The sequence below is a fragment of the Amycolatopsis sp. NPDC059235 genome (genome assembly GCF_042754125.1).
Taxonomy (GTDB): Bacteria; Actinomycetota; Actinomycetes; order Mycobacteriales; family Pseudonocardiaceae; genus Amycolatopsis; species Amycolatopsis albidoflava.
Genome location: NZ_JBHZAG010000110.1, coordinates 1 through 22584, shown reverse-complemented (window position 1 = coordinate 22584; position 22584 = coordinate 1). Strand labels below are relative to the sequence as shown.

Genomic DNA, 22584 nt, shown 5'->3' with positions numbered 1-22584 from the left:
GTTGACCCCCTGCGTCCACTGGCCCTACCTTCGGCTGCCAGGTCAAGTTGCCGGGGAACGGTGGGGGATGCGAGGGCGGACCAAAACGCTCGTGCTGGGTGCGGCGCTGGTGGCGACCGCGGCGGCGGTGGCGGCCAGTTGCACGCCGGTCCTGTCCGGTTCGGCTCCGGAACCGGCGAAAATCGCCTTCGTGCCGAAAATCGGCGGGATCCCGTACTTTGACGCGATGAACGCCGGCGGCATGCTGGCCTCCGAACGGCTCGGCGCGAAGTGGTTCACCCGCGCGCCGGCGAGTGTCGACCCGGAGGCGCAGACGGCGATCCTGCGGCAGCTCATCGCCGAACGCGTCGACGTCATCGCGGTGGCCCCGAACGATCCGGCGGAGCTGGCCCCGACGATCGCCGAGGCGCGCGCGAAGGGCATCCACGTGCTCACCACGGACACCGACGCCGCCGGTTCCCAGCGCGAGGTCTTCGTGAACCAGACGACGGCCGAAGGCATCGGTTCGGCGCTGGTCGACTCGCTGATGAAGAAAACCGGCGGTGCCGGCGAGTACGCGATCGTCTCGTGCGGGCGCGCCGCGGCGAACCTCAACTCGTGGATCGAAGCCGAGAAAGCCTATGCGGCACAACACTATCCACGAGCGAAGCTGGTCGAGACGGTGTACGCCGACGAGGACACCACCACCGCCACGAAGCTGGCGAAGGAGATCCTCAGCCGGCATCCGAAGCTCACCGGCATGATCGGCCAGTGCACGACAGCGACGCCGGGCATCGCGCGGGCGGTGCGTGATCAGCAGAAGATCGGCCAGGTGTTCACCGTCGGCACCGGCACGCCGCAGACGATGAAGCCGTACCTGGTCGACGGTTCCTGCTCCATGACGGTGCTGTGGAACGTCGAATCACTCGGCTACCTCACCGCCTGGACCGCCGAGCAGCTCGCGACCGGCACCCCGCTCCGGCCCAGCAACAACGTGAGCCCGGAGCTCCCCGCGGTGCGCTACGACGCGGCCACTCGGACGGTCCTGCTCGGCGATCCCCTGCTGATCACGCAGAACAACGTGGATCAGTTCAAGTACTGACGCCCGTCAGCGCACGTCAACGGTCACCGTCACCGTGCGCGTCCGCGCCGGCAGCCTTGTCATGTCCACCTGCAGATACTCACCGTCGTCCTGACGACCGTTCGGCTGCGTCTTCGCGTGCAGCGTGTACGGAGCCGCCGAGTTCGCGACACCGTCGATACCGAAGTCGCTGTCATTGCTGATCACCACAGTGCGGCCGCCGTCAGTCGTCGCGACACCCTCCACCTTGTCGTGGCCGAAGAACCCACCACTCGGATCCAGCCCGGTCACCAGCCCGCCAACGTCAAGGAACAGCTTCTTCGCCACCGGCGTCACGCCGACCTTCTTCAGCGCGTCAGCGGCCTCGGCGGTGGTCGCCTTGCCGACGTACGCCTCGATGCTCTTGCCGCCATCGACGAGCAGCCCGCCCTTGGCCGCGTCATACGTCGCGCCCGGCACCTTCGCCGCCGGGCCGAGATCAGTCGCCTTGCTCAAGTCGATCTCGAACAGCTTCTTGTACGCGCCCGGCTCGGCCTTGCCGTCGCGCTCGTCCACGAGGAACCGGGTCGCCGACAGCGCGGTGATCTCGGAGACCGCAGTGCTGGTCTCGTCCGGGTTGTCGAGCAGGTACGCGTACTCATGCGTGGCGCGGGTTTTCAGGTCGACAGTCACGATCCGCAGCGCGGGAACCTTGCTGGGCTTCTTCGTGAGATCCGGCTGCTGCAGCGCGGACTGCATGACGCCGACGAGCGTCCGCCCGTCCGGCGTGAGCGCGAGCCCTTCCATGCCCTTGTTCGGCACGCGGTTCTTCAGTTCCTTCGGCAGCGAACCGTCAAACGGCGAGAGTCGCTCGATCGCGCGGCCGTCAGCGCGGAAGTGCGTGATGAACGGGCCGTACTCGTCGGACACCCAGAACGTCCCGTCGCGCTGGGCGACCAGACCTTCGGAGTCGTAGCCGTTCGGCGACGCGGGCAGCTTCGCGCCATTGAGGTCCACGATGGTCTCGCCGGTGTTCGCCAGGGTGTTGACCTGGCCGTTGTACGGCGAACCGTCCGCCGCGCGCAGCGGAATGTTCCGCTCCAGCACGGCTTTCCCGCCCTTGAGCCGGAACTTGCCGATGGCGGGCGTGAACGACGGGATGGGCTCCACTTTGGACCCGTCCGGCGCGTCGACGTTCGGGCCCCGGTCGGTCAGTCCGTAGAACTCGTCGCGCGAACCCGGCACCGGAGTGAGCGCGGAACCGTATCCGCCGCCAGTGATCTTGACGCCGCCGATCGTGCCGAGCGGCGGCAAGTCGGTCGGGTACAACCGAACCGCGTCGCTGACGGTGTAGGTGAACGTGTCGCGCCCGGTGAAGCCGGCTGCGGGCGTGTAGCGGAACGCTCCGTCCGGGCCGATGGTCAGCGCGCCGTGCCCGGGATCGGTGTGCCGCACGACCGCGCCGTCGCGCTGAGCGTCGCCGCGCACCTGCAGCGCGTGCCCGGCCCGCACCCGGTAATGGTCGTCCGGGCGGCCCTTGGCCTCGGCCGGGCCCACGGCGGCCAGCGGCAGCACCAGCGCCCCGGCGACCAGCCCGATCTTCACGCGTTTCATCGGCTTTCTCCTCCTCTGGCGTCGTTTCGACGCCCGGGGAAGTCTCGACGGCCGAGTTGGACAACGTCCGTCATCGAGACGACTGCCGCGTTAACGAGCGCGCCGTGCTCGAGCCGCTACCGCACCTCCTCCGACGATCAGCAAGACCGCCGTGACACCCCAGCGGCGCTGCTTCTTCACGTTCTCGCGCGCCTTCGTCGCGCGTTTCTCGGGCAGTTTCTGGCTTGCTTTCAGCGGAGCGGCGCGCGAGGGCGCAGGAGGTTGCGGCATGGGGACGGGCTGGATGATCGCGTCCCGCTGTTGCGGGGGTGGGATCGGGGCCGGGGTGGGCGCGATCGGATTCGGCTGGGTCGGTTCCGGGGATGGCAGGGTTGACGGTGACGTCGGCAGGGGTGCCGGGCTTGAGGACGGCGTGGGACTCGCCGAGGTCGACGGCGTCGGGGACGGCGACGTTGTGGGGGTCGGCGTCGGGGAAGGCGAGGACGGCGGCGGCACCGAGGACGACGTCGTCGGCGGAGGTGGTGGCGGAGGTGGCGGCGCGGGTTCGGCCAAACACCCGGCCCCGTCGGAGAGCACCAACGGCGGCCCAGTACTCACCTCGACCGCGGTACCGCCGTCCATCCGGTACATGACGCTCCGCCCGTCGATCCAGTTCGCGGTCGCGTAGAGCTTGTGGTCCGGCCCGAACACGACCGACCCGTAAGTCGCTTCCGGGAACCGCTCCCCCGGCACCTTCGCGACCTTCCCGCTCACCGGATTCACCGTGACCACCGCGCCCTCGCCGGTGGACGAAACCCCATACAGCAGACCGTCCTCCGGGTTGTACGCGAAATCGTCGACCCCCGAGGCGAGCCACCACGGATGCAGCAGCACCGGCCCGGTCGCGGTGAGGTATCCGGAACTGCGCGGGTCAACGTCCACTGTGTACAGACTGGTTGCCCGCTTCACATACCAGGAATTGCCGGACATCGCCCCGGCCGTCGCGCCGGTCACCCAGCTCCAGACGCCGTGGTGGGTGTCGCGGCCGACCGGGCCGAGGTCGGTCAGCTCGCCGTCGGAGTCGATCCGCACCGCGTGCGAACCATCGCGGAAGCGTCCGTCGGCGACGCCGTACGTCACGTCCTGCGCGGCTGAGTAGGCGATGGCGTTCAGCGCGAAAGGGCTGTGGTGCAACAGATGCCGCGCGCCGGAGGGCAACGTCAACCGCACGATGTCGGACGACCACCCGTCGCGGCTTTCGACCTGCAGCACCCGGCAGGACGTCGCGGCCGCGCGCTGTCGCGCCGGAGCCAGCCAACCGGACGCGACGAGCAGCCCGGCGACCGCGGCCGCGGCGGCCACCACAGTCAGGTACCGGGAACCTCGCACCGGTCAGCCGAGCCGCGAGATCGCCGAGGTGAACGCGTCCGGATGCACGTTCGCGCCGCCGGCATAAGGGTTCTGCAGCTGGTAAATCGCGTAGAGCAGGAGGACGATCGTGCCGGCCAGCGTCGACACGATCACCAGGTGCGCGGCCATCCGCGTGCCGCCGAAGAGGTTCGGCAGCAGGATCGAGATCACGCTGCCGAGGATGAGCGCGAACCACATGACCGAGCCGACGCCGTCGGTTTCCGCGCCGGTCAGCCGGGTCTGCCGGGCCTGGTAAACCTGCCAGAGCTGTGCGGCGGCGTCTTTCTTCCGGTCGTTCGTCCAGTCGTCGCTCGCCTGCGCGTTGGCGACGACGCGGCGCATCTGGTCCAGCTGGGTCCAGCCGGTGTCCGGGATCGGACCGTCGTCGATGAGCCGGGGCCACTCCTGCTTCGACACTGTCGTCGCGTACGCGATCGCGAGGTGCCGCACCTGCTCGCCGGTGTCGCCGGGCAGCGCCTGCGCCGACCAGGTGGCGGCGACCAGGCCTTCCGCCTCGGTGTAGGAACCCTCGCGCGTGGACGTGACGGCGTCGAAGAGCGAGATCAGCACGAACGCGACCAGGACCGCGTGCAGCCCGCCGACGATGGTGAACACCTGGCCGGCGGCGTCGTTGTTGTCGCGGCGGCCCTCGTCCCAGCCGAAGCGCCGGACGAGATAGCCGATCACCGCGGCCGCGATCGCCGCGCCGACGACCCAGAACACCCCGGTCACGTAGACGTTCATCCGGTTCCTTTCGCGCGGGGAAATACGCTGGCCGACGCTATCCAGCCGATTCCGGAACGGACAACGGCGGAACGCGCGATTCAGCCGGGTGGCCGTCCGCCGCCGCCGCGGTTCGCCGGATCGGAGCAGTGGGCCGGATACCGGTTCCCCCGATTGCCCTTTCTTGCCAAGGGAAAACGACACGGGTACCGGTCGCGCGCACACGACCGGGTTACGGCAGCAGACCGACGGTGACGCACTTCTGGTTGTCGAGCTGACAACAGCACCGGCAATGTCCGAAAAGGAGCTTCGGCAAACAGGTGAACCGGACTCGGCTACCCGATCGAGTGATTGTCGGGGTGATCCCGCTTGCTATGTTGATCCGCGGCGCCGCTATTCGATTCGCATTCCTCGCCCGCTCCCGGAAAACACTGTCTCTCAGTGTTCCCGGGTGTTTTCGACGTTAGGTGGTTTCGCAGTGACCGTCACCGACCCCGCCGAACTGTCCACTTTGGCCGCCGCGCCGCGCAGGGAAGCGGTGCGGCGATGACGACGATGGACGCGCGCACCGCGGCCCGCTCCGTGGCCGAGGTGCTGGACTGGAGCCGGAGCCGATGGGAACCGGCGATGCGGGCGGCGGTGGACCGGCTGCCCGTGTCGATGCGCCGGATCGCCGGATACCACCTCGGCTGGTGGGACGAGACGGGAACCGCGACGAGCGCCTCCGGAGGCAAAGCCCTGCGTCCGGCGCTGGTGCTGCTGTGCGCCGAGGCCTGCGGCGGAGACCCGGAAGACGCGATCCCGGCCGCGGTCGCGGTCGAACTGGCGCACAACTTCTCCCTGCTGCACGACGACGTCATGGACGGCGACCGCACCCGGCGGCACCGCCCCACCGCGTGGACCGTGTTCGGCACCGGACAAGCCGTGCTGGCCGGAGACTCCCTGCTCGCCCTGGCCTTCGACGTCCTGTCCCCAGACGGCCCCGCCGCGGCGCGCCTGCTGAGCACGGCGGTACTGGATCTGCTGCACGGCCAGCACGAGGACCTGGCGTTCGAACAGCGGACGAACGTCGAGGTCGAGGAATGCGTCCGAATGGCACAAGGCAAGACGGCGGCCCTGCTGAGCGCTGCGTGCACGCTTGGCGTGCTGGTAGTCGGCGGCCGCGGCGAACACGTCGAACGCTTCGGCCGCTTCGGCCGGTCGCTGGGCCTGGCCTTCCAACACGTCGACGACCTCCTCGGCATCTGGGGCGACCCGGCCGTCACCGGGAAGCCGGTGTACTCGGACCTGCGCAGCCGCAAGAAGTCCCTGCCGGTGGTTGCCGCGCTCACCTCAGGCACGTCAGCCGGGCAGGAACTGTCGATGCTGTACCGGCAACCGCTGTCGGACGATTGCCTCGCCAAAGCCGCAGCCCTGGTCGACGAGGCCGGCGGCCGGGCTTGGAGCCACGCCCAAGCCGACGAACTGCTCACCGACGCGTTAACCGCGCTGACCGCCGCCAACCCGACCCCGAGAGCAACAACCGAACTGACTGCTCTGGCCCAGCTCATCACCCGCCGAGACCACTGACCCCGGCCGGCCGATCACCCGCCCCGGACGAACGCCCGTTCAGGGCGAACACCCGCCCAGGGCGATCGTCCAACTTGCTCGGTCGCCTGCCTTGCCCGGTCGCCAGTCTTGCTCGATCGCCCGCCTTGGACGAACGCCCGCCCCGGACGACCGCCTGAGGCGGGCGTTCGTCTCGCCGAGGCGAGCGCCCGACTTGCACGGACGTCTGCCCTGGACGACCGCCCAACACGCAAGACCATCTGCGGCACAACCGTCCGACCACCTGCCCAGCACGACCGTCCGATCAGGGCGAACGCCTGCCCAGGACGATCGCCCTAGACGGACACCTGCCCAGGGCGAACGCCCAGCCAGAGCGAACGCCCGATCTACCCGGAAACTCGTCCAGGGCGTCCGTCCAGGACGATCGCCCGTCCAGGGCAGTCGTCCAGGACGATCGCCCTGATGCCGTTTCGGCCGCATCCCACCGCACCCTCGGGCACAGACGGGCCGTCACCCCAACGCGGCCTCGACTACTCCATCCATGCCCCGCCACCGGCCAGAACCGTCACCGGCCCGGGCGGCTCAACCCGTCATCCCCAGCACCCCGGGAAAGCACCACCTCATCGGTATTCGCGAGCGCTTCCTTCCCCCGCTGCGTCGGCGGCGCAGTCGTGAGATCGCGCAACCGGATCGGCGGCCCGAGGTCGATCAACGTCGGCACGTACTCGGCCTTGTCCACCGTCCAATGCCCGCCAGTCCGGCTGAACCGGAACCGGGCCGCGACCCCTTCCTCCGTGGACCCGCGAGGCTCGTCATGCCGAGCGACCTCATTGCCCAGCCCGAACGCCACCCATTTGCCGCCGACCTTCTGGAACGGCTGCACCACATGGGCGTGATGCCCGACGATCAGGTCGAGATCCGGCGACGCCGTCAGCTTCTGCGCCAACTGCTTCTGCTCAGCAGTCACGTCATGCTGATACTCGACACCCCAATGCAGGCTGGCGATCACGACCTCCGCCCCCGCCGCCTTCGCCGCGCGCGCCGCGGCCAGAATCTCGTCAGGGTCGATTTCATTGGCCAGCCACGGTTTCCCGGCCGGCCGTTTGATCCCGTTGAACCCAAACGCGTACGACAGCTGCGCGACCTTCACCCCGTGCACGTCCAGGATCAGCGGCTTCCCCGCCTCCTCGGCCGAACGCGCTGAACCGGTGTGCTTCAACCCAGTCTGGTCGAGCTTGTCCAACGTGCGCGTGACGCCCGCTGCACCCTGGTCGAGCGTGTGGTTCGACGCGGTGGAGCAGGTGTCGTATCCGGTGTCCTTCAACGCGTCCGCGATCTCCGGCGGCGCACTGAACGACGGATACCCGCTGTACGGCCCGCCTTCCGGCGCGAGTGGCGTTTCGAGGTGGCAGATCCCCAGATCCGCGCCGGACACGAGCGGTTTGACCCCGGCGAACAGTTGCCGGTAGTCGATCTTCCCGCCGCCGTCCGCCTCGGCCTGCTCGGTGAGCCGCGGGTGGATCAGCACGTCCCCGGTCGCCACGACAGTGAACGAATCCGGCGAAGCAGCCACCGACGACGACGGTCCAGCAGCGGACCGTTGCGGGGCGGCTTCGCTCCCACACGCCGTCAGCATCAGCGCGACCCCGGCGAGGGCGGCGGCGCGGCGCATGTTCGTCATGATCATCCCCTTTGCCCGACTGCCCGGCACATCCTTCCTCATCACTCTTATGGGTTAACACCCCGGTCGTGACCAGGCGAAACGCTCAGGCTAGGCAGTCGGCGGGCTGTCCGCGAGTCAGCGCCGGATCGGTCTGGTCGAACGTCCGCGCGACGCCCGGGCCGGATGTGCGCGTCTCGAACCGGACCGTCACCCGGCCGTGCCCCGCGCCCTGCACCCAGCCCGTGCCGTGCTCGGCGTGCACGACGTCGTCGCCCGGACGCCACCCCGAAGACGACACCTGCGCACTCCCGCCCGGCGACGGCTCCGAGGTCGACGTGACCACCGGCTCCTCCGCCGCAGCAGGCACCGTCAAGCTGAACAACGCGTCCTGATGCGGCACTGAAAGCCCGCTGAACGCGACCCCCGCGAGCCGCACGCCGCCGAACTCCTGCGGGTCGAGCAGCAGCCGTTCCGCAGTAGCCGCAAGCTGTTCGAGGTCATCGGTCGGCGACGCGGTGGTCTCGGAGCGAGTCACGGTGCTCATGTCCGTATGCCGCAGCTTGATCACCACCGTGCGCGCGACGCGACCAGCCTTCACCAGCCGAGCGTGCGCGCCAGCCGCGATTTTCCTTACCTCCGCGCGCAATCGGGCGAGATCAACCACGTCGACGTCGAAGGTCGTCTCCGCGCTCACCTGCTTGGCCTCGCCCCGCTCCGCAACCGGACGGTCGTCGAACCCGCTCGCCAGCCGCCGCAAGTCGCGTCCGACCACACCACCGAGCGTCGACACCGCGTCCGGCTCCGGCAACGCCGCCAGCTCGCCCAAAGTGAGGACGCCGATCGTGCGCAGTTTCGCTTCCGCCACCGGCCCGATCCCCCACAGCGCGCGCACTGGCAGCGGTGCCAGGAACTCGCGTTCAGTACCCGGCGGCACGACGAGCAGGCCGTCCGGCTTCGCCCGGTCCGAGCCGATTTTCGCGACCTGCTTGCCGGTTCCCGCCCCGATCGACGCAGTCAGCCCGGTCTCGTCCCGAATCCGCGTCCGCAGGTTCTCCGCCCACTCGGACACCTGCTCGACCGACGCACCCGCCAGCACAGGCGGTTCGGCGAACGCCTCGTCGAGCGAAATCCGTTCCAGCACCGGCGCGACCGCGCCGACGACGTCGAAAACCTGCTTGCTCAGTACTTCGTACAACCGGAACCGCGGCGGCAACACGACTCCGCCGGCCGGGAGCAGCCGTCGCGCCTGGGACATCGGCATCGCCGAACGCACGCCGTACTCGCGGGATTCGTAACTCGCCCCGGCGACGACGCCGCGATGCCCGGTGCCGCCGACCACCACCGCGCGCCCGCGCAGCGTCGGCCGGGTGAGCTGTTCGGCGGAGGCGTAGAACGCGTCGAGGTCCAGGTGCACGACCCAGCGAGACATGTCAGGTTCCAGCGTCCAGGAGCCGTTGCAACGCCTTGGTGTAGCTCTCGAACGCGGCCCGGCCTTTGCTCGTGAGCCGCACCAGCGTGACCGGCGTACGGTGCTCGTAGGCCTTGGTGATCTCGACGTACTCGGCGTCCTCGAGCTTGCGCAGATGCGTCGAGAGGTTGCCCGCGGTCATCTCCAGGAGCTGCTGCAGCCGGGGGAAAGTGATTTGGTCGGCGGGACGCAGCCCGGCGAGCGCGACCGTGACGCGCAGCCGCGCCTGGGCGTGGATGACGGGGTCGAGCTCCGGCAGCTCAGCCACGGGGCCGCACCACGTAGACCAGCGCCGCGACCGCGAATCCGCCGCCGCCGGCTAGCGAGAGGACGAGAAAGTTGCCTGGCACACCGACCAGGACACTCGCCCCGCTGCACACGATGATCCAGCCCCCGAGGAAGTACTGCCGCAGGTCCTGCCAGAGCATCCCGCCCGCGAGATAAAGCGTTCCGGTGAGCAGCAGCGACGTGCCCGACCACAAAAGCGGCACGAGATCGGAGCCCTCGGGAAGGAGTTTGGTGACCCGGATGTCGATCAGGCACATCGCGGCGAACGAGATCCCCCACGACCAGCCGTACATCGCGCCGATCCGCCGGGACGGGCCGCGAATCCCCCGGCTGGGTTTGCTGCCGTGCCAAGCCGAGTAGAAGATCGCGCCCACCATGAGCACGGCGACGACGATCCCCGCGACCCAGCCGGGAAGCAGCGCCGCCGACCGGTCGTCGGAGAGGTAGACGAGCCCCCAGCCGACGAGCCAGGTGAACGCCCAGACGGCGAACAGACGCGCCGGGCTGACTCGCAGCTCCCGGCGCGTCCGTTCGTTCTGCCGGGCGATGAGTTCGAGCGATTCCGCCGCGGACAGCGGTTCGCCTTCGTCCTCGACGGGGTCCCCCGCGTCGTTGTTCACCCCGGACCGCCCTTCCCCCGTACTGACCCCGCATGCAGCACGGAAGCTAACACGTCACGCGACCTTCACCGGTCCCAGCCGGAACCGCCGCACCACCACGAGCGCGGGCACGACCAGCCACGCCGCCAGCACGCCGACCGCCAAGCCGAGCCCGCCGGCGTGATCGACCGGGAGCGTGCCGACGCGGCCGAGCCAATACGTAGGAAAGAAATGCGCGAGCGTGGACATCCATTCCGGCAGGAACGCGAGCGGCATCCACAACCCGCCGAACACGCCGAGCGGCAGCATCAACGCCCCGGTCATCGCGCCGACCGTGTCGCCCTTGCCGAACAGCCCCAACAGCAGGCCGAGAACCGCGAACGGCAACGCGCCCAGCCACAACGAGACCCCGCTGAGCAGCCACTGCGCCGCAGTGAGATTCACCCCGCGCAGCGCACCGGCCACGAAGACCACCAGAACCACCGGCAGCGCCATCGCCATCGAGGATGCGATCTTCACCGCGAGGTAGCCGGGTCCGCGCATCGGGGTGAGCCGGAGCTGTCGCTGCCAGCCGTCAGTCCGCTCAGTCGCGACCCGCGTGCCAGTGAACAACGCGCCGCTCATCGCGCCGTACGCGCCCATGTTGATCATCGTCGTGACGCTGCCCCTGATGCCGTTCGCACCGACCTGGTCACCGAACAGTCCGCCGAACAACAGGAACATGCCGAGCGGAACCACGATGGTGAACAGAGCGAACTGCGGGCTGCGGACGATGCGCAGGATCTCCAGGCGGAGGTAGACGAGGTTCATCGGAGCGCTCCCTGCGGCTCGTCGGAGGTGAGGGCGAGAAACGCTTCCTCGAGCCCCGCGGAGGTGATCTCGATCGAGCTGGCCTGTGGGAACGCCGTGAGCAACGCCCGGATAGCCAGGTCGGAGTCCGTACAGCCGAGTTCCGCACGATCGCCCTGAACACGTGCACTGGCGACCCCGTCCAGCGCGGCCATAGCTTCCTCGCGGGCGCCCTGTACGACTGCCCTGATCACTCGTCCGGACACATTCGCACGCACCTCGTCGACCGCCCCGTCCGCGACGACCTTCCCGTGCCGCATCAACACGACCCGGTCCGCGTAGTCCTCGGCTTCAGCGAGGTAATGCGTCGCGAAGAGGACAGTCCGCCCAGCCGCCGTGAACTCGTGCATCGACGCCCAGAACTCGCGCCGCGCATCGACGTCCAACGCCGCGGTCGGCTCGTCAAGCAGCAGCAGCTCCGGGTCGCCAGTGAGCGCGAGCGCGTACCGAACCCGCTGAAGCTGCCCGCCGGACAACTTGCCGCACCGCCGCTTCGCGAACTCCCCGATGCCAGCCCGCTCGTAAACCTCCTTGGCCGACAACGGATCCCGGAACATCGACCGATGCAACTCGACCAACTCGGCCGGCGTGACGTCCCGCAGCAGGAACCCGTTCTGCACCATCGCCGCGAGCCGCCCGGAGTCGAGCGCCGCCCGAGGCGAGCCGCCGAACACCTGCACGCTCCCCTCGTCCGGCGAAGTGAGCCCGAGCAGCATGTCGATAGTGGTCGACTTGCCCGCGCCGTTCGGCCCCAGGAGCGCGACGACCTCGCCGCGCCGCACGGTCAAGGACACCCCGTCCACCGCGCGGACCTGCTTGAACTGCTTCACCAGGCCGGTCAGCCTGAACGCTTCTGTCATCTCGTCCCCCAGTGCTTCGCTGTCCTGAACTTTGTAACACAAAGTTGGTTGCGATGGAAAGTGGTAGGCGATGCGGAGTTGTTCACCGCGGCAAGCCGGTGACGGCTATGCCCGGCAAATCCGGTTGCTCCCCGCAACCGGCACCGCTACCGTCCGGACCCATGACGATCTTCGCCCGCTGCCGCCTGTCCTGATCCCGGCACGACTCTCCGGGCCGCCCGCCACCGGGCGGCCCCCGCTTTGCGTGCCGGACCGCATCTCGTCCGGAAAGGACACTTTCGCCTGATGGGCAAGCACATCGTCGTGGTCGGCTGTTCCGCGCCGTCGCACGTCTACCCCTCGCTCGGGATCGTCCGCGAACTCGTTCGACGCGGGCACCGGGTCAGCTACGTCGTGGGCGAACCGCTCGCCGAGCTGGTCGAACCGACCGGCGCGGACGTCGTCGCGCATCCCACGATCTTCCCGCTCGGCCCGGACGCGGAATGGCCGGAGGACCCGGCCGAAGCGATGCGCGTCTTCCTCGACGAGGCCGTCGCGATCCACCCGCGGCTGATCGAAACCTTCGACCAGGACCGCCCGGACCTGCTGCTCTACGACATCGGCGGGCTCGGCGCGCCGCTGCTCGGCCTCCGCTACGGAGTGCCAGCGGTGCAGCTGTCCCCCACCTACGTCGCCTGGGACGGCTACGAGGAAGAACTCGCCGAAGTCCTCAAACCGATCCGCACCTCACTGTCCGGAATGGACTACGACCGGACGTTCACCGAATGGCTGGCGCAACACGGCGTCACCGAAGACGCCTGGACGTGGCTCGCGCGACCGGTGCCGATCCTGTCGCTGATCCCGCGCGCGATGCAGCCGAACGCCGACCGCGTGCCGGAGGACCGCGTCCAGTTCGTCGGCCCGTGCCTCGACCCGGCGCGCGCGGCAGAGCACTGGACCCCGCCGTCCGACGGGAAACCCGTGCTGCTCGTGTCGTTCGGCACCGCGTACAACGACCAACTGGACGTATACCGGCACTGCATCACCGAATTCGGCGACTGGCATGTCGTGCTCTCGATCGGCAAGCACGTCTCGAAGGACGACCTCGGCCCGCTGCCGGAGTCGGTCGAGGTGCACGAAACGGTGCCCCAGCTCGCGATTCTCGACGTCGCGTCGGCCTTCGTCACGCACGCCGGCATGGGCGGCTGCACGGAATCCCTGTGGTACGGCGTCCCGACGGTCGCCATCCCGCAGGCCGTCGACCAGTTCGGCAACGCCGCGCAACTGGAGGCGTTGGGGGTCGGCAAGCATCTGCCCGCGGATCAGGTGACGGCCAAGACCCTCCGTGCAGCCGTCGATGAGGTCAGCAGTTCGCCGGACGTCGCCGCGCGATTGGCCGAGTTGCGCGCGGAAATCCGGGCCAACGGCGGAATCACCGCGGCCGCGGACGCGGTGGAGAAATTCCTGAAGTAATTACGCGCTGCCCGGGCTTGGCCGCACCAAGCCCGGGCAGTCCGGCTATCCGGCCCGGATCTCGTTGAGATAGTTGTAAATCGTGTACCGGGTCACCTCGAGCTGCCCGGCCAGATGGTCCACGGCGTCCTTGATCAGGAAGTACCCGGCCTCGTCCAATTCCCGGACCACCGCCGACTTGTGCCGCTTCTTCATCAGCTCCACCGGAATCCCCGACTTCCCGATCGCCCGCCCGACGAGGAACCGCTGCAGGCTGTCGACGTCCGGCAGGAAAGTCTCCTCCCGCCGTTCCTCCGACGTCTGCGCCGCGGCTGGCAGTTCGCTGTTCACGCACAGGCAACCGACCGCCGTGCCCTCGGCGTCGCGCAGGAACAACGTGGACGACCGGATCTCGCGGCCGTCCGGACTGTGCGTGCGGTAGTTCGTCAGGTCCTGCGTCGTGCCGCGACGGACGAGCCCGAGCAGCAGATCCGTCATCGGCCCGCCGACCGAGCGGCCGGTGAGCCTGCCCGCGATCGCGACGATCGAATCCGGCAGCCGCGACAGGTCGTGCAGCAGCACCTCGTTGCCCGGCCCGAGCATCGCCGCGAGCCCGTCCACCGCCGGAATCAACGCGGTGAGCAGCTCATGCGTCGCCGTTCCCGAAGCCGACGCGACCGGCACGACCCGGCGAGGCCGGATCAGCGTTTCCAGCGCGTCCCGCACGAGATCGGCAGCCGCCGCCGGGGTCGAAGCGTGCGGCGACAATCGGACATGTTCCGGACGCACCGTCGCCGCGATCCCCGCCGCCGTCAGCGCCGCCCCGACCTGCTCCGCCGGCTTATCCGGCAACGAGAACGCGAGAATCCCGGCTCGTCGTTCGGTCGCTGAGACGATCTCCGCGCCGAATGAACGCAGCACGTCCTCCAGCTCGCCGACGCGTTCGTCGATCCGGCCCGCGATCGCCGCGACACCGGTTTCCTCGACCAGTTCGAGCGCGGCCGCGAACGCACCGGACGTGACCGGGCTGAGGTTCGAGATCGACCAGCTCGCCGCGGTCGGGTCGGCCGGGTGGATCTCGTTGTCGAACAGGCCGGGGTCGCGCGCGCCGGTCCAGCCGGACAGGATCGGGTCCATTCGGGCCAGCGCCCGGTCGGACAGCACCGCGAACCCGGTGCCCCAGCCTGCCCGCAGCCACTTCTGCCCGCCGACCACGAGCACGTCGGCGACCTCCCACGGCGCGTCGACGACGCCGAAGCCCTGGATCCCGTCGACCACCAGCAGCCGGTCGCCCACGACCTCGCGCAATGCGGCGAGATCAGCCCGGTAGCCGGTGCGGAAGTCGACGGCGCTCACGGAGACGACCGTGGTTTCCGGCGTGAGCGCTTCCGCGAGGCGATCGGCGGTGACGTAACCGCCTTCCAGCCGCCGCATCCGTACTCTTCCGGCCTGCTCGGCGCGCGCCCACGGGTACGTGTTGGCGGGGAACTCCGCGGCCGAAACGAGCACCTCGCCGTGGCTGTTGAAGGCCGCCTGGAACAGGCCGAGGCTGGTGTGCGGCAGCAGTACCGTGTGGTCGGTGTCGCTGCCGCAGAGCCGCGCGGCCGCCGCTTTCGCCCGGATCTCCTGCCGCATCAGCTCGTCCACAGTGGACGGACCGGCCTTGGTCGTCGCCTCCAGCAGCCGCGCGGTGGTGTCTAAGACAGTGTGCGACGGCGGCCCGAACCGCGCGAAGTCCAGGTAGCCGGCGGGCTCGTCGAACTGGAGCAGGTACCGGGGCGGGATCCGGGTCACGAGAGGACCCGCGCGAGAAACTGCCGCGTCCGCTCGTGTTCCGGCGACTTCAGCACGCGCTCCGGCGGCCCGGTTTCGACCACCGCGCCGTCGGCGAGGAACACCACCTCGTCGGCGGCCTCCGCGGCGAAGGCCATCTCGTGCGTCACGACCACCATCGTCATTCCCTCCCGAGCCAACGTACCCATCACCGCGAGCACCTCCCCGACCAACTCCGGGTCCAGCGCGGACGTCGGCTCGTCGAACAGCATGAGCTTCGGCTTCATCGCCAGCGACCGCGCGATCGCGACGCGCTGCTGCTGCCCGCCGGACAGTTGCCCTGGGTAAGCGCCCGCTCGGTCCGCGAGCCCGACCCGGTCAAGCAGGTCCAGCGCCTCTTTCCGAGCCTGCGCCGGGTCGACGCCGAGCACCCGCACCGGCCCCTCGACCACGTTCTCCAGCGCCGTCCGGTGCCCGAACAGGTTGAACCGCTGGAAAACCATGCCGATGTCGCGGCGCTGCCGGGCGACGTCCTTCTCCCGCAGCTCGTACAGCTTGCCGCCGCGCAGCTTGAACCCGATCGGCTCGCCGTCCACCCAGACCTGGCCGCCGTCGATAGTCTCGAGATGGTTGAGACAGCGCAGAAACGTGCTCTTCCCCGCCCCGGACGGCCCGAGCAGGCACACCACCTGTCCTTTGTGGACCTCCAGGTCGATGCCCTTGAGCACCTCGGTGTGCCCGTAGTTCTTGCGGACCCCGACAGCTTTCAGCAGCGGCTCAGACACGCGCACCCCTCACCAGCGGCATCCCCTTGAGCGCCTTCCCGGCCCGCGCCACCGGACTCCGGTCAGCCGCCCCGAACGATCGTTCAAGGTAGTGCTGGCCGATGCCCGCCACCGTCACCACGACCATGTACCAGACGGCCGCCGCGATCAGCGTCTCCATCACCAGCAGGTTGTTGGACGAGATGTTGTTGGCCGCGTGGATCAGCTCGGTCACGCCGATCACCGACGCCATCGACGTGCCCTTGAGCATGTTGATGAAGTCGTTGCCGGTCGGCGGGATGATCACGCGCATGGCCTGCGGCAGCACGACCCGGCGCAGCGTCGCGCCAGGCGTCATGCCGATGGATTTCGCCGCCTCGGTCTGCCCGGTGTCGACGCTGGTCAACCCGGCGCGGACGATCTCCGCCATGTACGCGCTCTCGTTCAGCGCCAGTCCGAGCAGAGCCGCGGTGAACGCGCTGATCAGCACGTTCGTCGGCTCGTGGACGAGGTAACCGCCGAACGGGAGCGGGATCGAGACAGTCGGGAAGATCAGGGCCAGGTTGTACCAAATCAGGATCTGCAACAGCACCGGAAGCCCGCGGAACAGCCAAATGTAGGCCGCCGCGAACCACTTCGCGACCGGGTTGGCGCTGAGCCGCAGCAACGCGACCAGGATGCCGAGGACGATCGCGATCGCCTGCGCGATCACCGCCAGCACGACGGTGTTGAGCAGGCCGAGCGCCATCACGCGGTAGAAGACGAAGTCGGGTACCGAACCCCATTCGATCTGCGCCTGCGCGAGCGCGAAACCCAGCAGCACCAGCAGCGCGACGATCACCGCCGCGCTGACCCAGCGACCCCAATGCCGCAGCCTGACGATCGGCAGCGGTTCAGCTTCCGCCATTGACGGCCGCCTCCTTGATCGCACCCTGCTCGACGCCCCAGGACTGCAGGATCTTGCCGTACGTCCCGTCGGCGACGAGTGACTGCAGCGCCTGCTTGACCGCGTCACGCAGCTTCGTGTTGCTCTTCGCGAACCCCATCCCGTACGGCCCGCCCTCGATCGGCTGTCCGGGTACGACCTCGAAGAACTTGCCGTCGCCCGCGGTGCGCGAGATGTAGACCGCGCTCGGCAGGTCGTTGAGAATCGCCGCGACGCGACCGGTGCGCAGCTGATTCTGGTTCTGGTTGTCGCTGTCGGTCGCGGTCACGGTGATGGCCGGCTTGCCCGCCTGCGTGCACTTCGCGCTCTGCGCGGTGGCAAACTTCTGGTGACTGGTGCCCTGTACGACTGCCACGTTCTTGCCGCACAACGCGTCCGGCCCGGAGATGCCGTCCGGGTTGCCCTTGCGGATCATGATCGTGATGCCGGACGAGAAGTAGTCCACGAAGTCGATCTGCTTCTGGCGTTCCTTGGTGTCGTTCATCGCCGCCATGGTCAGATCGACGCGGCCGGACTGCAGACTCGTGATCAGCGAACCGAACGCGAGGTCCTGGTACGCGACGGTCACCCCGAGCTTCGCCCCGACCGCCTTCGCCAGATCGACCTCGTAGCCGATCGGCGTCTTGCCGTCCGCGGCGTAGAAGTTGTTCGGCGCCGACTGGATGTTGGAGGCCAACCGCAACGTCTTGGCCTGCCCCACCGCCGGCGGCAATGCTCCGGCGAGCTGCGGGTCAGCCTTGATCGCGCCGAGCAACGCGGTGTTGTCCGGAACAGCGCTCTGTTTTTGCGGTTGCCCGCCACCAGCCCCGTCGGGACCCCCTCCACAAGCGGTGGCGAACGCGAGCAAACCGCCCAGCAGTACGGCCTGCCAAGCACGGGAACGAAGCGACGACATGCGGAACCTCCAGGACGTCGTTGGTTCCGCGGGACGCTACAACTGGTTGTTAAAGAGGTCAACAAGCAGTTGAATTTCTGTCTCGTCTAGCGTGCGAACATGACACTCGACGAGAGCTTCCGCCAGTTCTGGACCGAACGGCGGCTCGCGTCGCTCACGACGGTGCGCCCGAACGGAACGCCGCACGTGGTCGCGGTAGGCGTGACAGTCGACTTCGAACAGGGCCTCGCCCGCGTCATCGCCTCCGGGACGTCGTACAAGGCCCGCCTCATCCGCGCCGCCGGCGAGACGGGACTGGCCGCCGCGGTATGCCAATTCGAGGGCCGGACCTGGTCCACGCTGGAAGGCCGAATCCGCCTCCTCGACGATGCGGTTTCGGTCCGCGACGCCGAAGAACGCTACGCCGAGCGGTACCGGCAGCCGCGCGAGAACCCACAGCGAGTCGTCCTGGAACTCACCATCGGACGAGTGCTGGGCAACGCCTGAGGCTATGCCTTCTGGCCAACCGCCCTGGTCAGTCGGCTTGATCAGTCGCCCCGGCCGACCGCCCTGACCAACCGCCCTGTCAGTGGTCTCGGTCAACTGCCCTGGTCGACTGCCCTGGTCGACCGCCCGGTCAGGTCGCTAACCCAGCCACCTGCCTCGGTCAATCGCCCTGAACAGTCGTCCTGCAAACTGTCTCAGACGATTGCCCTGCCGACCGCCCTGATCATCAGCCCGGTCAGGCATCCCGCGCGTTTCCCCGGTCAATCATCCCGCCAACTGTCCCGGCCAACTGTCCGGGTCAACCAACCCGGTCGACTGCCCAGGTCAGTCGCCGCTAACAACCCGGTCGATCGCCCGGGTCAACCGCCCCGGACGACTGCCCTGGTCAAACGAACTGCGCCAGCAACCCCTCCGCGCTGCGCACCACAACCTGCGCCGCAGCCCGCTCCGCCAGTGCCCGGTCCGGCCGCTCCGCCTCATGCCGCCACCGCATCACCGCGTCAAGACCGGCTTCATACCTCTCGCGCGGATCCGTACCCGCCGCGAGCCCCAGCCGTTCCTCCGGCTCCGTCCCCTCCGCACCCAGCAACCGCACAGCTTCTTCCGCAGACTCCCCCGCCAGCGCGGTACGTCCACCGCGAATGTCCGCGATCAGCCGCAATTCGCGAAAGTCATGCGCACCAGCCGAAAACCGCTCAACCCGCGCCGCAAGTCGATCACTGTGCGGCCGAGGCTCCGCGTTCAACACGGTCTCCAACCGAATCAACGCCGTCCGCGCGCGCAACGCGTCCGCACGCGCAGCGAAACAACCCGCGATAGTGTCGCGAAGCTCGCCAAGACCACTACGCCGCACGAGTTCCGTCGACAGCTTCACCCGGTCGTCACAGCCCGTCCGGATCAACGTCAGCGCAAGCTTCACCCCGAAGAGCCCGAAGCGCACCACCAACGACCGTCGCGTCTCGACCGACACCGGTCCCGGAAACGCCGGATCAGTAAAGGAATCCACCGACAGCAGATATCGCTCCAATTCCTCACGCGGTACAGCAGCGAAGGCCGCGAGAAGCTCGAACTCGTCATCAGTGAACGCGCGCGCCCCGTACGCAAGCTGCGCCGCCACCGCGATCACGCCTTGGAATCCGCTGCACAGCGGATCTTCGCGCCACGCGCGCCGCGCAATCTGCTTCGCGGTAAGCAGTGCGTCAATCCGCCCCGCGCCCGTCTCGTCCGCGCGCGCAAGCACAAGGATCGTGTCGACGGCCGTCTGCCGCGCGAACGCTGAAGGTGCTGTCGGACGCAACGTCGCCAACTGATCGGGCTCAAGGTGGCGCAGCAGTCGTACGGATGCGTCAGTGAGCGTCAACGGATGCGGCGCATCGAGAAACTCCAGATCACGCAACGCCCGCGTCGGCCAATCGCCCAACGCCGCGGCCAGCGTGGACTTCCCCGTCCCCGCAGTTCCGCTGATGCTCACCCGAAGCGGCTCGTCGAGATGATCAAGCGCTTCTCCCAGCAACGCCGAAGCCCTCGGACTGTCGCGGTAGTACGCACAAGCATCCGCCAGAAGCGCCCGAACGTCCTCAACCACGCGCGACACCACTCCTCACTCGACTCACGCCACCCGGCACAGTCCCGAACATCCTCGACTACCCGGCAACACCCCGCTCACCGACCACCGAATCCGGCCATCACCAATCCAGTCGACGACCCGCTCAACCGCCCCAGAACGCCACATCCCCCACAGCCGAACCCGCCACGCAGCCACATCTCCCGACTCGACGCCCACAGCCGAAACGGCTCAATCTCTCCGACGCAAGCCTCGATCTATCGACCAACCACCGTGACGACTCCACACAAACCCGTTCCAACTCACCAAACCGCGTTCACCGCAGCAAACGCCTCAACGCACTGGGGGCTAAATCACTCCCACGATGCGGAAACCCGCTCAGCAAACCTCAGGAGCCCAGCCTCATCCAGCGAGCACCGGATCCCGCCGACGACTCAGCCCAATCCCGAAGAAAGCCACCAGCACGACCAAAACACGCCGCACCCAGCCATCCTCTCCGAAGTCGTGCATCCAACTCCGAGAGCACCGGACAGTGCATGGGCCCAGTCCGAAAGAGCCGCCAAACATCCCGTGCCCAACCAATCCAGACGAAGTCGCACAGCCAGCTCCGCGGACATCTGGTCAGCCAGCATCCCCGCTCGCCAACCCGCAGAAAGCCGTCTGACTACCTGAGCACGCGCCTAGCCACCTCAGCCCAAGGTCACGCGAGCAACGACCCTGGGTGCCCCGCCAGCCAGCATTCCCAAGGCCCTGCCACAAAACCGAAGCCGTCGCGCTCAGCCGAGCCGAGTGTCACGCAGGCAACTCCTTAGGCGCACGATTGGCCAGCATCCCCAACTCCCCAGCCCGCTTGTGCAGCCCGGCGAGCCGGTCGATCTCCCGCCGCAGCGACGCACTCCGCCGCTCCCGCTCGGCCGACCCGGCGATGATCATCTCGCGTTCCCGCGTCAGCTCGTCGGCAAGACCGTCCGCAAGCTCAGTGAAGTGGTCGCGCAACCGTCGCTGCACATGGCGGATCGCGTCGCGGCACTCCTTGCTGAACCGCAGGAACACGTCGTCGACATGCCGTTGCGCAGTCATCTTGGCCACTGCCTGCCGACGTTGCAGCCGCATGCCGCCCTCGTCGCTGATCGTCTTCGCCGCGAACGCGACGCCCGCGCCGATCGACACCGGGTTGATCAACGGCAACCCCGCCAGCCCAGTCACCAGGCCGAACATCAGCACGCCACCGTACGAACCGCGCAACCCGGTGAACGCCTTCTGCCCGATCTTGAACCGCTCGATCCGCGGTTGCCGGACCTCCGCGATCTGGTCCACGCCGGAGTCGATCAAGGCCAGCTCCGGCAGGTCGTACTGCGCGCCGAAACTCACTGCCACTGCCTGCGCGATCCACTCCGCGCGTTCGGCCGCGAACGTATAGGTCGTTTCGACCGCTTCCGCGAGCGTGCTGTCCAGCCACGGCCCGAACTCATCCCACACCTTCACCGGATCGCCGCGGTCGAAGGTTTCGTCGATCGTCTCGACGATCTTCCGGGTGCGTTCGCGCAGGTCGTACTCCGCGTCGGACTGCAAGTCAGCGATCTCGTCCGACAGCAGGTTCTGCCAGCGGCTGTTGCGCCGGCGCAGCTCGTCGGCGCGACGTTGGGAGCGTTGCAGCAGCGTCGTCTGGTCGACGCCCGCTTCCTGCCCCGCTGCTTCGGCTCGCGCACGCAAGGTCTCGACCAGCTCCGCTGCCGCCGCGCGCACGCTCACCGCGGCAAGCAACGCGGCCGTGCTCTCCGCTGGCCGCGAAACCTGCGTCGCGATCCAGGAAAGCAGCTCCGGGAATCCGGAACGCACGTTGAGGTCTTGGTCGCCGCCTTTCGCCGCGGCGAAACGGACCGTCGCGGAGACCGGCAGCACCGGCGAGTCGATCCCGGCCGAGGACAACGCGGTCCGGTTCTGTTCGGCAACCGTGCGCCAGCCTGCGCTGACATCGATCTTGGTCAGCGCGATGACCACGTGCGGGCACCACGTCCGGATGTGATGCGCCAACGCCAGCTCGGCCTGATCCAGCGGAGCAGCGGCGTCGGAAACAAGAATGACCGCGTCGGCGTCCGCGAGAACGTCGAGAGCGGCGGCTGTGCGAGGCGACCTTGGATCGCCGATCGCCGGGGTGTCGATGAGCACCAGGCCTGCGGACAGCAAATCGCGCGGGACCCCGACCTCGACCCGGCGCAGCGAGCCGGCCGGCCGTGCGCCGACCTCGCCGGTCAGCTTCTCGATCTCGACCGGGATGCGTTCGTCAGCGCGTCCGACGAGCGTCGCGCCAGGTTCCGCCGCGTACGCGACTTCGATGGGCACCGCGGGTGTCGCCGCGTCGCCGACCGGGCAGACCGGCGCGTTCAGCACCGCGTTGACCAGGTAGCCCTTGCCTTGTTTGGGAAAGCCGAGCACTGCGACGCGCGTGCCTCCCGGCGGCCGGTCCTGACGCCGGCGAAGACGTTGGGCCAGGTCTTCGCGGCCGTGCGTCCGGCAGGCGTCCGAGGTCTCGGCGAGCACTTCGAGCCAAGCTGGAGCCGTCACGGCGAACCAGTGTCCCCTGTGTACGGGGAGTATCCGAACCGGGTGGTGGGGGGGGGGGGGGGGCCCCCCCCCCGGGCCCCCCCCCCAAAACCAAAACAAATAAGGCAATATGGAAGTGCG

19 protein-coding genes are annotated in these 22584 nt (G+C 68.5%); 4 read left to right on the top strand and 15 right to left on the bottom strand.

The window, feature by feature from the left end:
• The first annotated feature begins 67 nt into the window (after positions 1 to 67).
• Positions 68 to 1081 carry an autoinducer 2 ABC transporter substrate-binding protein gene (locus tag ACFXI3_RS41545; RefSeq protein WP_378407241.1) on the top strand — a complete coding sequence of 338 codons (1014 nt, stop codon included), beginning with the start codon at positions 68 to 70 and terminating at the stop codon, positions 1079 to 1081.
• A 6-nt stretch (positions 1082 to 1087) separates the two neighbouring features.
• Here ACFXI3_RS41545 and ACFXI3_RS41540 read toward each other — a convergent pair whose 3' ends face one another.
• The 3 genes from ACFXI3_RS41540 to ACFXI3_RS41530 form a co-directional block, all read right to left on the bottom strand.
• Positions 1088 to 2653, bottom strand: coding sequence for an esterase-like activity of phytase family protein (locus tag ACFXI3_RS41540; RefSeq protein ID WP_378407239.1), 1566 nt, complete (start codon positions 2651 to 2653; stop codon positions 1088 to 1090).
• A 90-nt stretch (positions 2654 to 2743) separates the two neighbouring features.
• Positions 2744 to 4021: a DUF6923 family protein gene (locus tag ACFXI3_RS41535; RefSeq protein ID WP_378407237.1), complete on the bottom strand. Its 1278-nt coding sequence runs from the start codon at positions 4019 to 4021 to the stop codon at positions 2744 to 2746.
• Between the two features lie 3 nt (positions 4022 to 4024).
• The gene (locus ACFXI3_RS41530; RefSeq protein WP_344269554.1) at positions 4025 to 4786 is read right to left on the bottom strand and encodes a hypothetical protein; all 762 of its coding nucleotides are present in this window, start codon (positions 4784 to 4786) and stop codon (positions 4025 to 4027) included.
• A gap of 525 nt (positions 4787 to 5311) precedes the next feature.
• Between ACFXI3_RS41530 and ACFXI3_RS41525 the strand changes: the two genes are divergently transcribed.
• Positions 5312 to 6334, top strand: a complete 1023-nt coding sequence (locus ACFXI3_RS41525; RefSeq protein WP_378407235.1) for a family 2 encapsulin nanocompartment cargo protein polyprenyl transferase — start codon at positions 5312 to 5314, stop codon at positions 6332 to 6334.
• Positions 6335 to 6878: 544 nt separating this feature from the next.
• Here ACFXI3_RS41525 and ACFXI3_RS41520 read toward each other — a convergent pair.
• The 6 genes from ACFXI3_RS41520 to ACFXI3_RS41495 all read right to left on the bottom strand — a co-directional run bounded on the left by ACFXI3_RS41520 (position 6879) and on the right by ACFXI3_RS41495 (position 12040).
• On the bottom strand, positions 6879 to 8000 hold the full coding sequence (locus ACFXI3_RS41520; RefSeq protein ID WP_378407233.1) for a CapA family protein: 1122 nt from the start codon (positions 7998 to 8000) through the stop codon (positions 6879 to 6881).
• 79 nt (positions 8001 to 8079) lie between these two features.
• Complete coding sequence (locus ACFXI3_RS41515; protein WP_378407231.1) at positions 8080 to 9405, bottom strand: DNA polymerase IV; 1326 nt, start codon at positions 9403 to 9405, stop codon at positions 8080 to 8082.
• Position 9406: 1 nt separating this feature from the next.
• Positions 9407 to 9712, bottom strand: a complete 306-nt coding sequence (locus ACFXI3_RS41510; protein WP_344269543.1) for a transcriptional regulator — start codon at positions 9710 to 9712, stop codon at positions 9407 to 9409.
• A complete protein-coding gene (locus ACFXI3_RS41505; RefSeq protein WP_378407229.1) occupies positions 9705 to 10352 on the bottom strand; it encodes a hypothetical protein in 648 nt (215 codons plus the stop codon). The genes ACFXI3_RS41510 and ACFXI3_RS41505 overlap by 8 nt, the downstream gene beginning before the upstream one ends.
• A gap of 54 nt (positions 10353 to 10406) precedes the next feature.
• A complete protein-coding gene (locus ACFXI3_RS41500) occupies positions 10407 to 11141 on the bottom strand; it encodes an ABC transporter permease (protein ID WP_378407227.1) in 735 nt (244 codons plus the stop codon).
• Entirely contained in the window at positions 11138 to 12040 is a 903-nt protein-coding gene (locus ACFXI3_RS41495; protein ID WP_378407225.1) for an ABC transporter ATP-binding protein, read from the bottom strand. The genes ACFXI3_RS41500 and ACFXI3_RS41495 overlap by 4 nt, the downstream gene beginning before the upstream one ends.
• Before the next feature lie 285 nt (positions 12041 to 12325).
• Here ACFXI3_RS41495 and ACFXI3_RS41490 point away from each other — a divergent pair, with 285 nt between their 5' ends.
• Complete coding sequence (locus ACFXI3_RS41490) at positions 12326 to 13492, top strand: macrolide family glycosyltransferase (protein WP_378407223.1); 1167 nt, start codon at positions 12326 to 12328, stop codon at positions 13490 to 13492.
• A gap of 45 nt (positions 13493 to 13537) precedes the next feature.
• On the opposite strand, the gene ACFXI3_RS41485 is transcribed toward ACFXI3_RS41490, so the two are convergent.
• From ACFXI3_RS41485 to ACFXI3_RS41470, 4 genes are read right to left on the bottom strand one after another with little or no spacing between them, the layout of a single operon-like run.
• A complete protein-coding gene (locus tag ACFXI3_RS41485) occupies positions 13538 to 15265 on the bottom strand; it encodes an aminotransferase class V-fold PLP-dependent enzyme (protein WP_378407221.1) in 1728 nt (575 codons plus the stop codon).
• Positions 15262 to 16029, bottom strand: a complete 768-nt coding sequence (locus tag ACFXI3_RS41480; protein WP_378407219.1) for an amino acid ABC transporter ATP-binding protein — start codon at positions 16027 to 16029, stop codon at positions 15262 to 15264. The genes ACFXI3_RS41485 and ACFXI3_RS41480 overlap by 4 nt, the downstream gene beginning before the upstream one ends.
• Positions 16022 to 16915 (bottom strand): amino acid ABC transporter permease, encoded by an 894-nt coding sequence (locus ACFXI3_RS41475; RefSeq protein ID WP_378407217.1) that lies wholly within the window; start codon positions 16913 to 16915, stop codon positions 16022 to 16024. Before ACFXI3_RS41475 ends, ACFXI3_RS41480 begins: the two co-directional genes overlap by 8 nt.
• A complete protein-coding gene (locus tag ACFXI3_RS41470) occupies positions 16902 to 17849 on the bottom strand; it encodes an ABC transporter substrate-binding protein (RefSeq protein WP_378407216.1) in 948 nt (315 codons plus the stop codon). Before ACFXI3_RS41470 ends, ACFXI3_RS41475 begins: the two co-directional genes overlap by 14 nt.
• A gap of 99 nt (positions 17850 to 17948) precedes the next feature.
• Between ACFXI3_RS41470 and ACFXI3_RS41465 the strand changes: the two genes are divergently transcribed.
• Positions 17949 to 18335, top strand: coding sequence for a pyridoxamine 5'-phosphate oxidase family protein (locus ACFXI3_RS41465; RefSeq protein WP_378407214.1), 387 nt, complete (start codon positions 17949 to 17951; stop codon positions 18333 to 18335).
• A gap of 385 nt (positions 18336 to 18720) precedes the next feature.
• On the opposite strand, the gene ACFXI3_RS41460 is transcribed toward ACFXI3_RS41465, so the two are convergent.
• Both ACFXI3_RS41460 and ACFXI3_RS41455 read right to left on the bottom strand, forming a co-directional pair.
• On the bottom strand, positions 18721 to 19920 hold the full coding sequence (locus tag ACFXI3_RS41460) for a GTPase (RefSeq protein ID WP_378407212.1): 1200 nt from the start codon (positions 19918 to 19920) through the stop codon (positions 18721 to 18723).
• 771 nt (positions 19921 to 20691) lie between these two features.
• Positions 20692 to 22464 carry a dynamin family protein gene (locus tag ACFXI3_RS41455; protein ID WP_344269515.1) on the bottom strand — a complete coding sequence of 591 codons (1773 nt, stop codon included), beginning with the start codon at positions 22462 to 22464 and terminating at the stop codon, positions 20692 to 20694.
• Between the last annotated feature and the right edge of the window lie 120 nt (positions 22465 to 22584).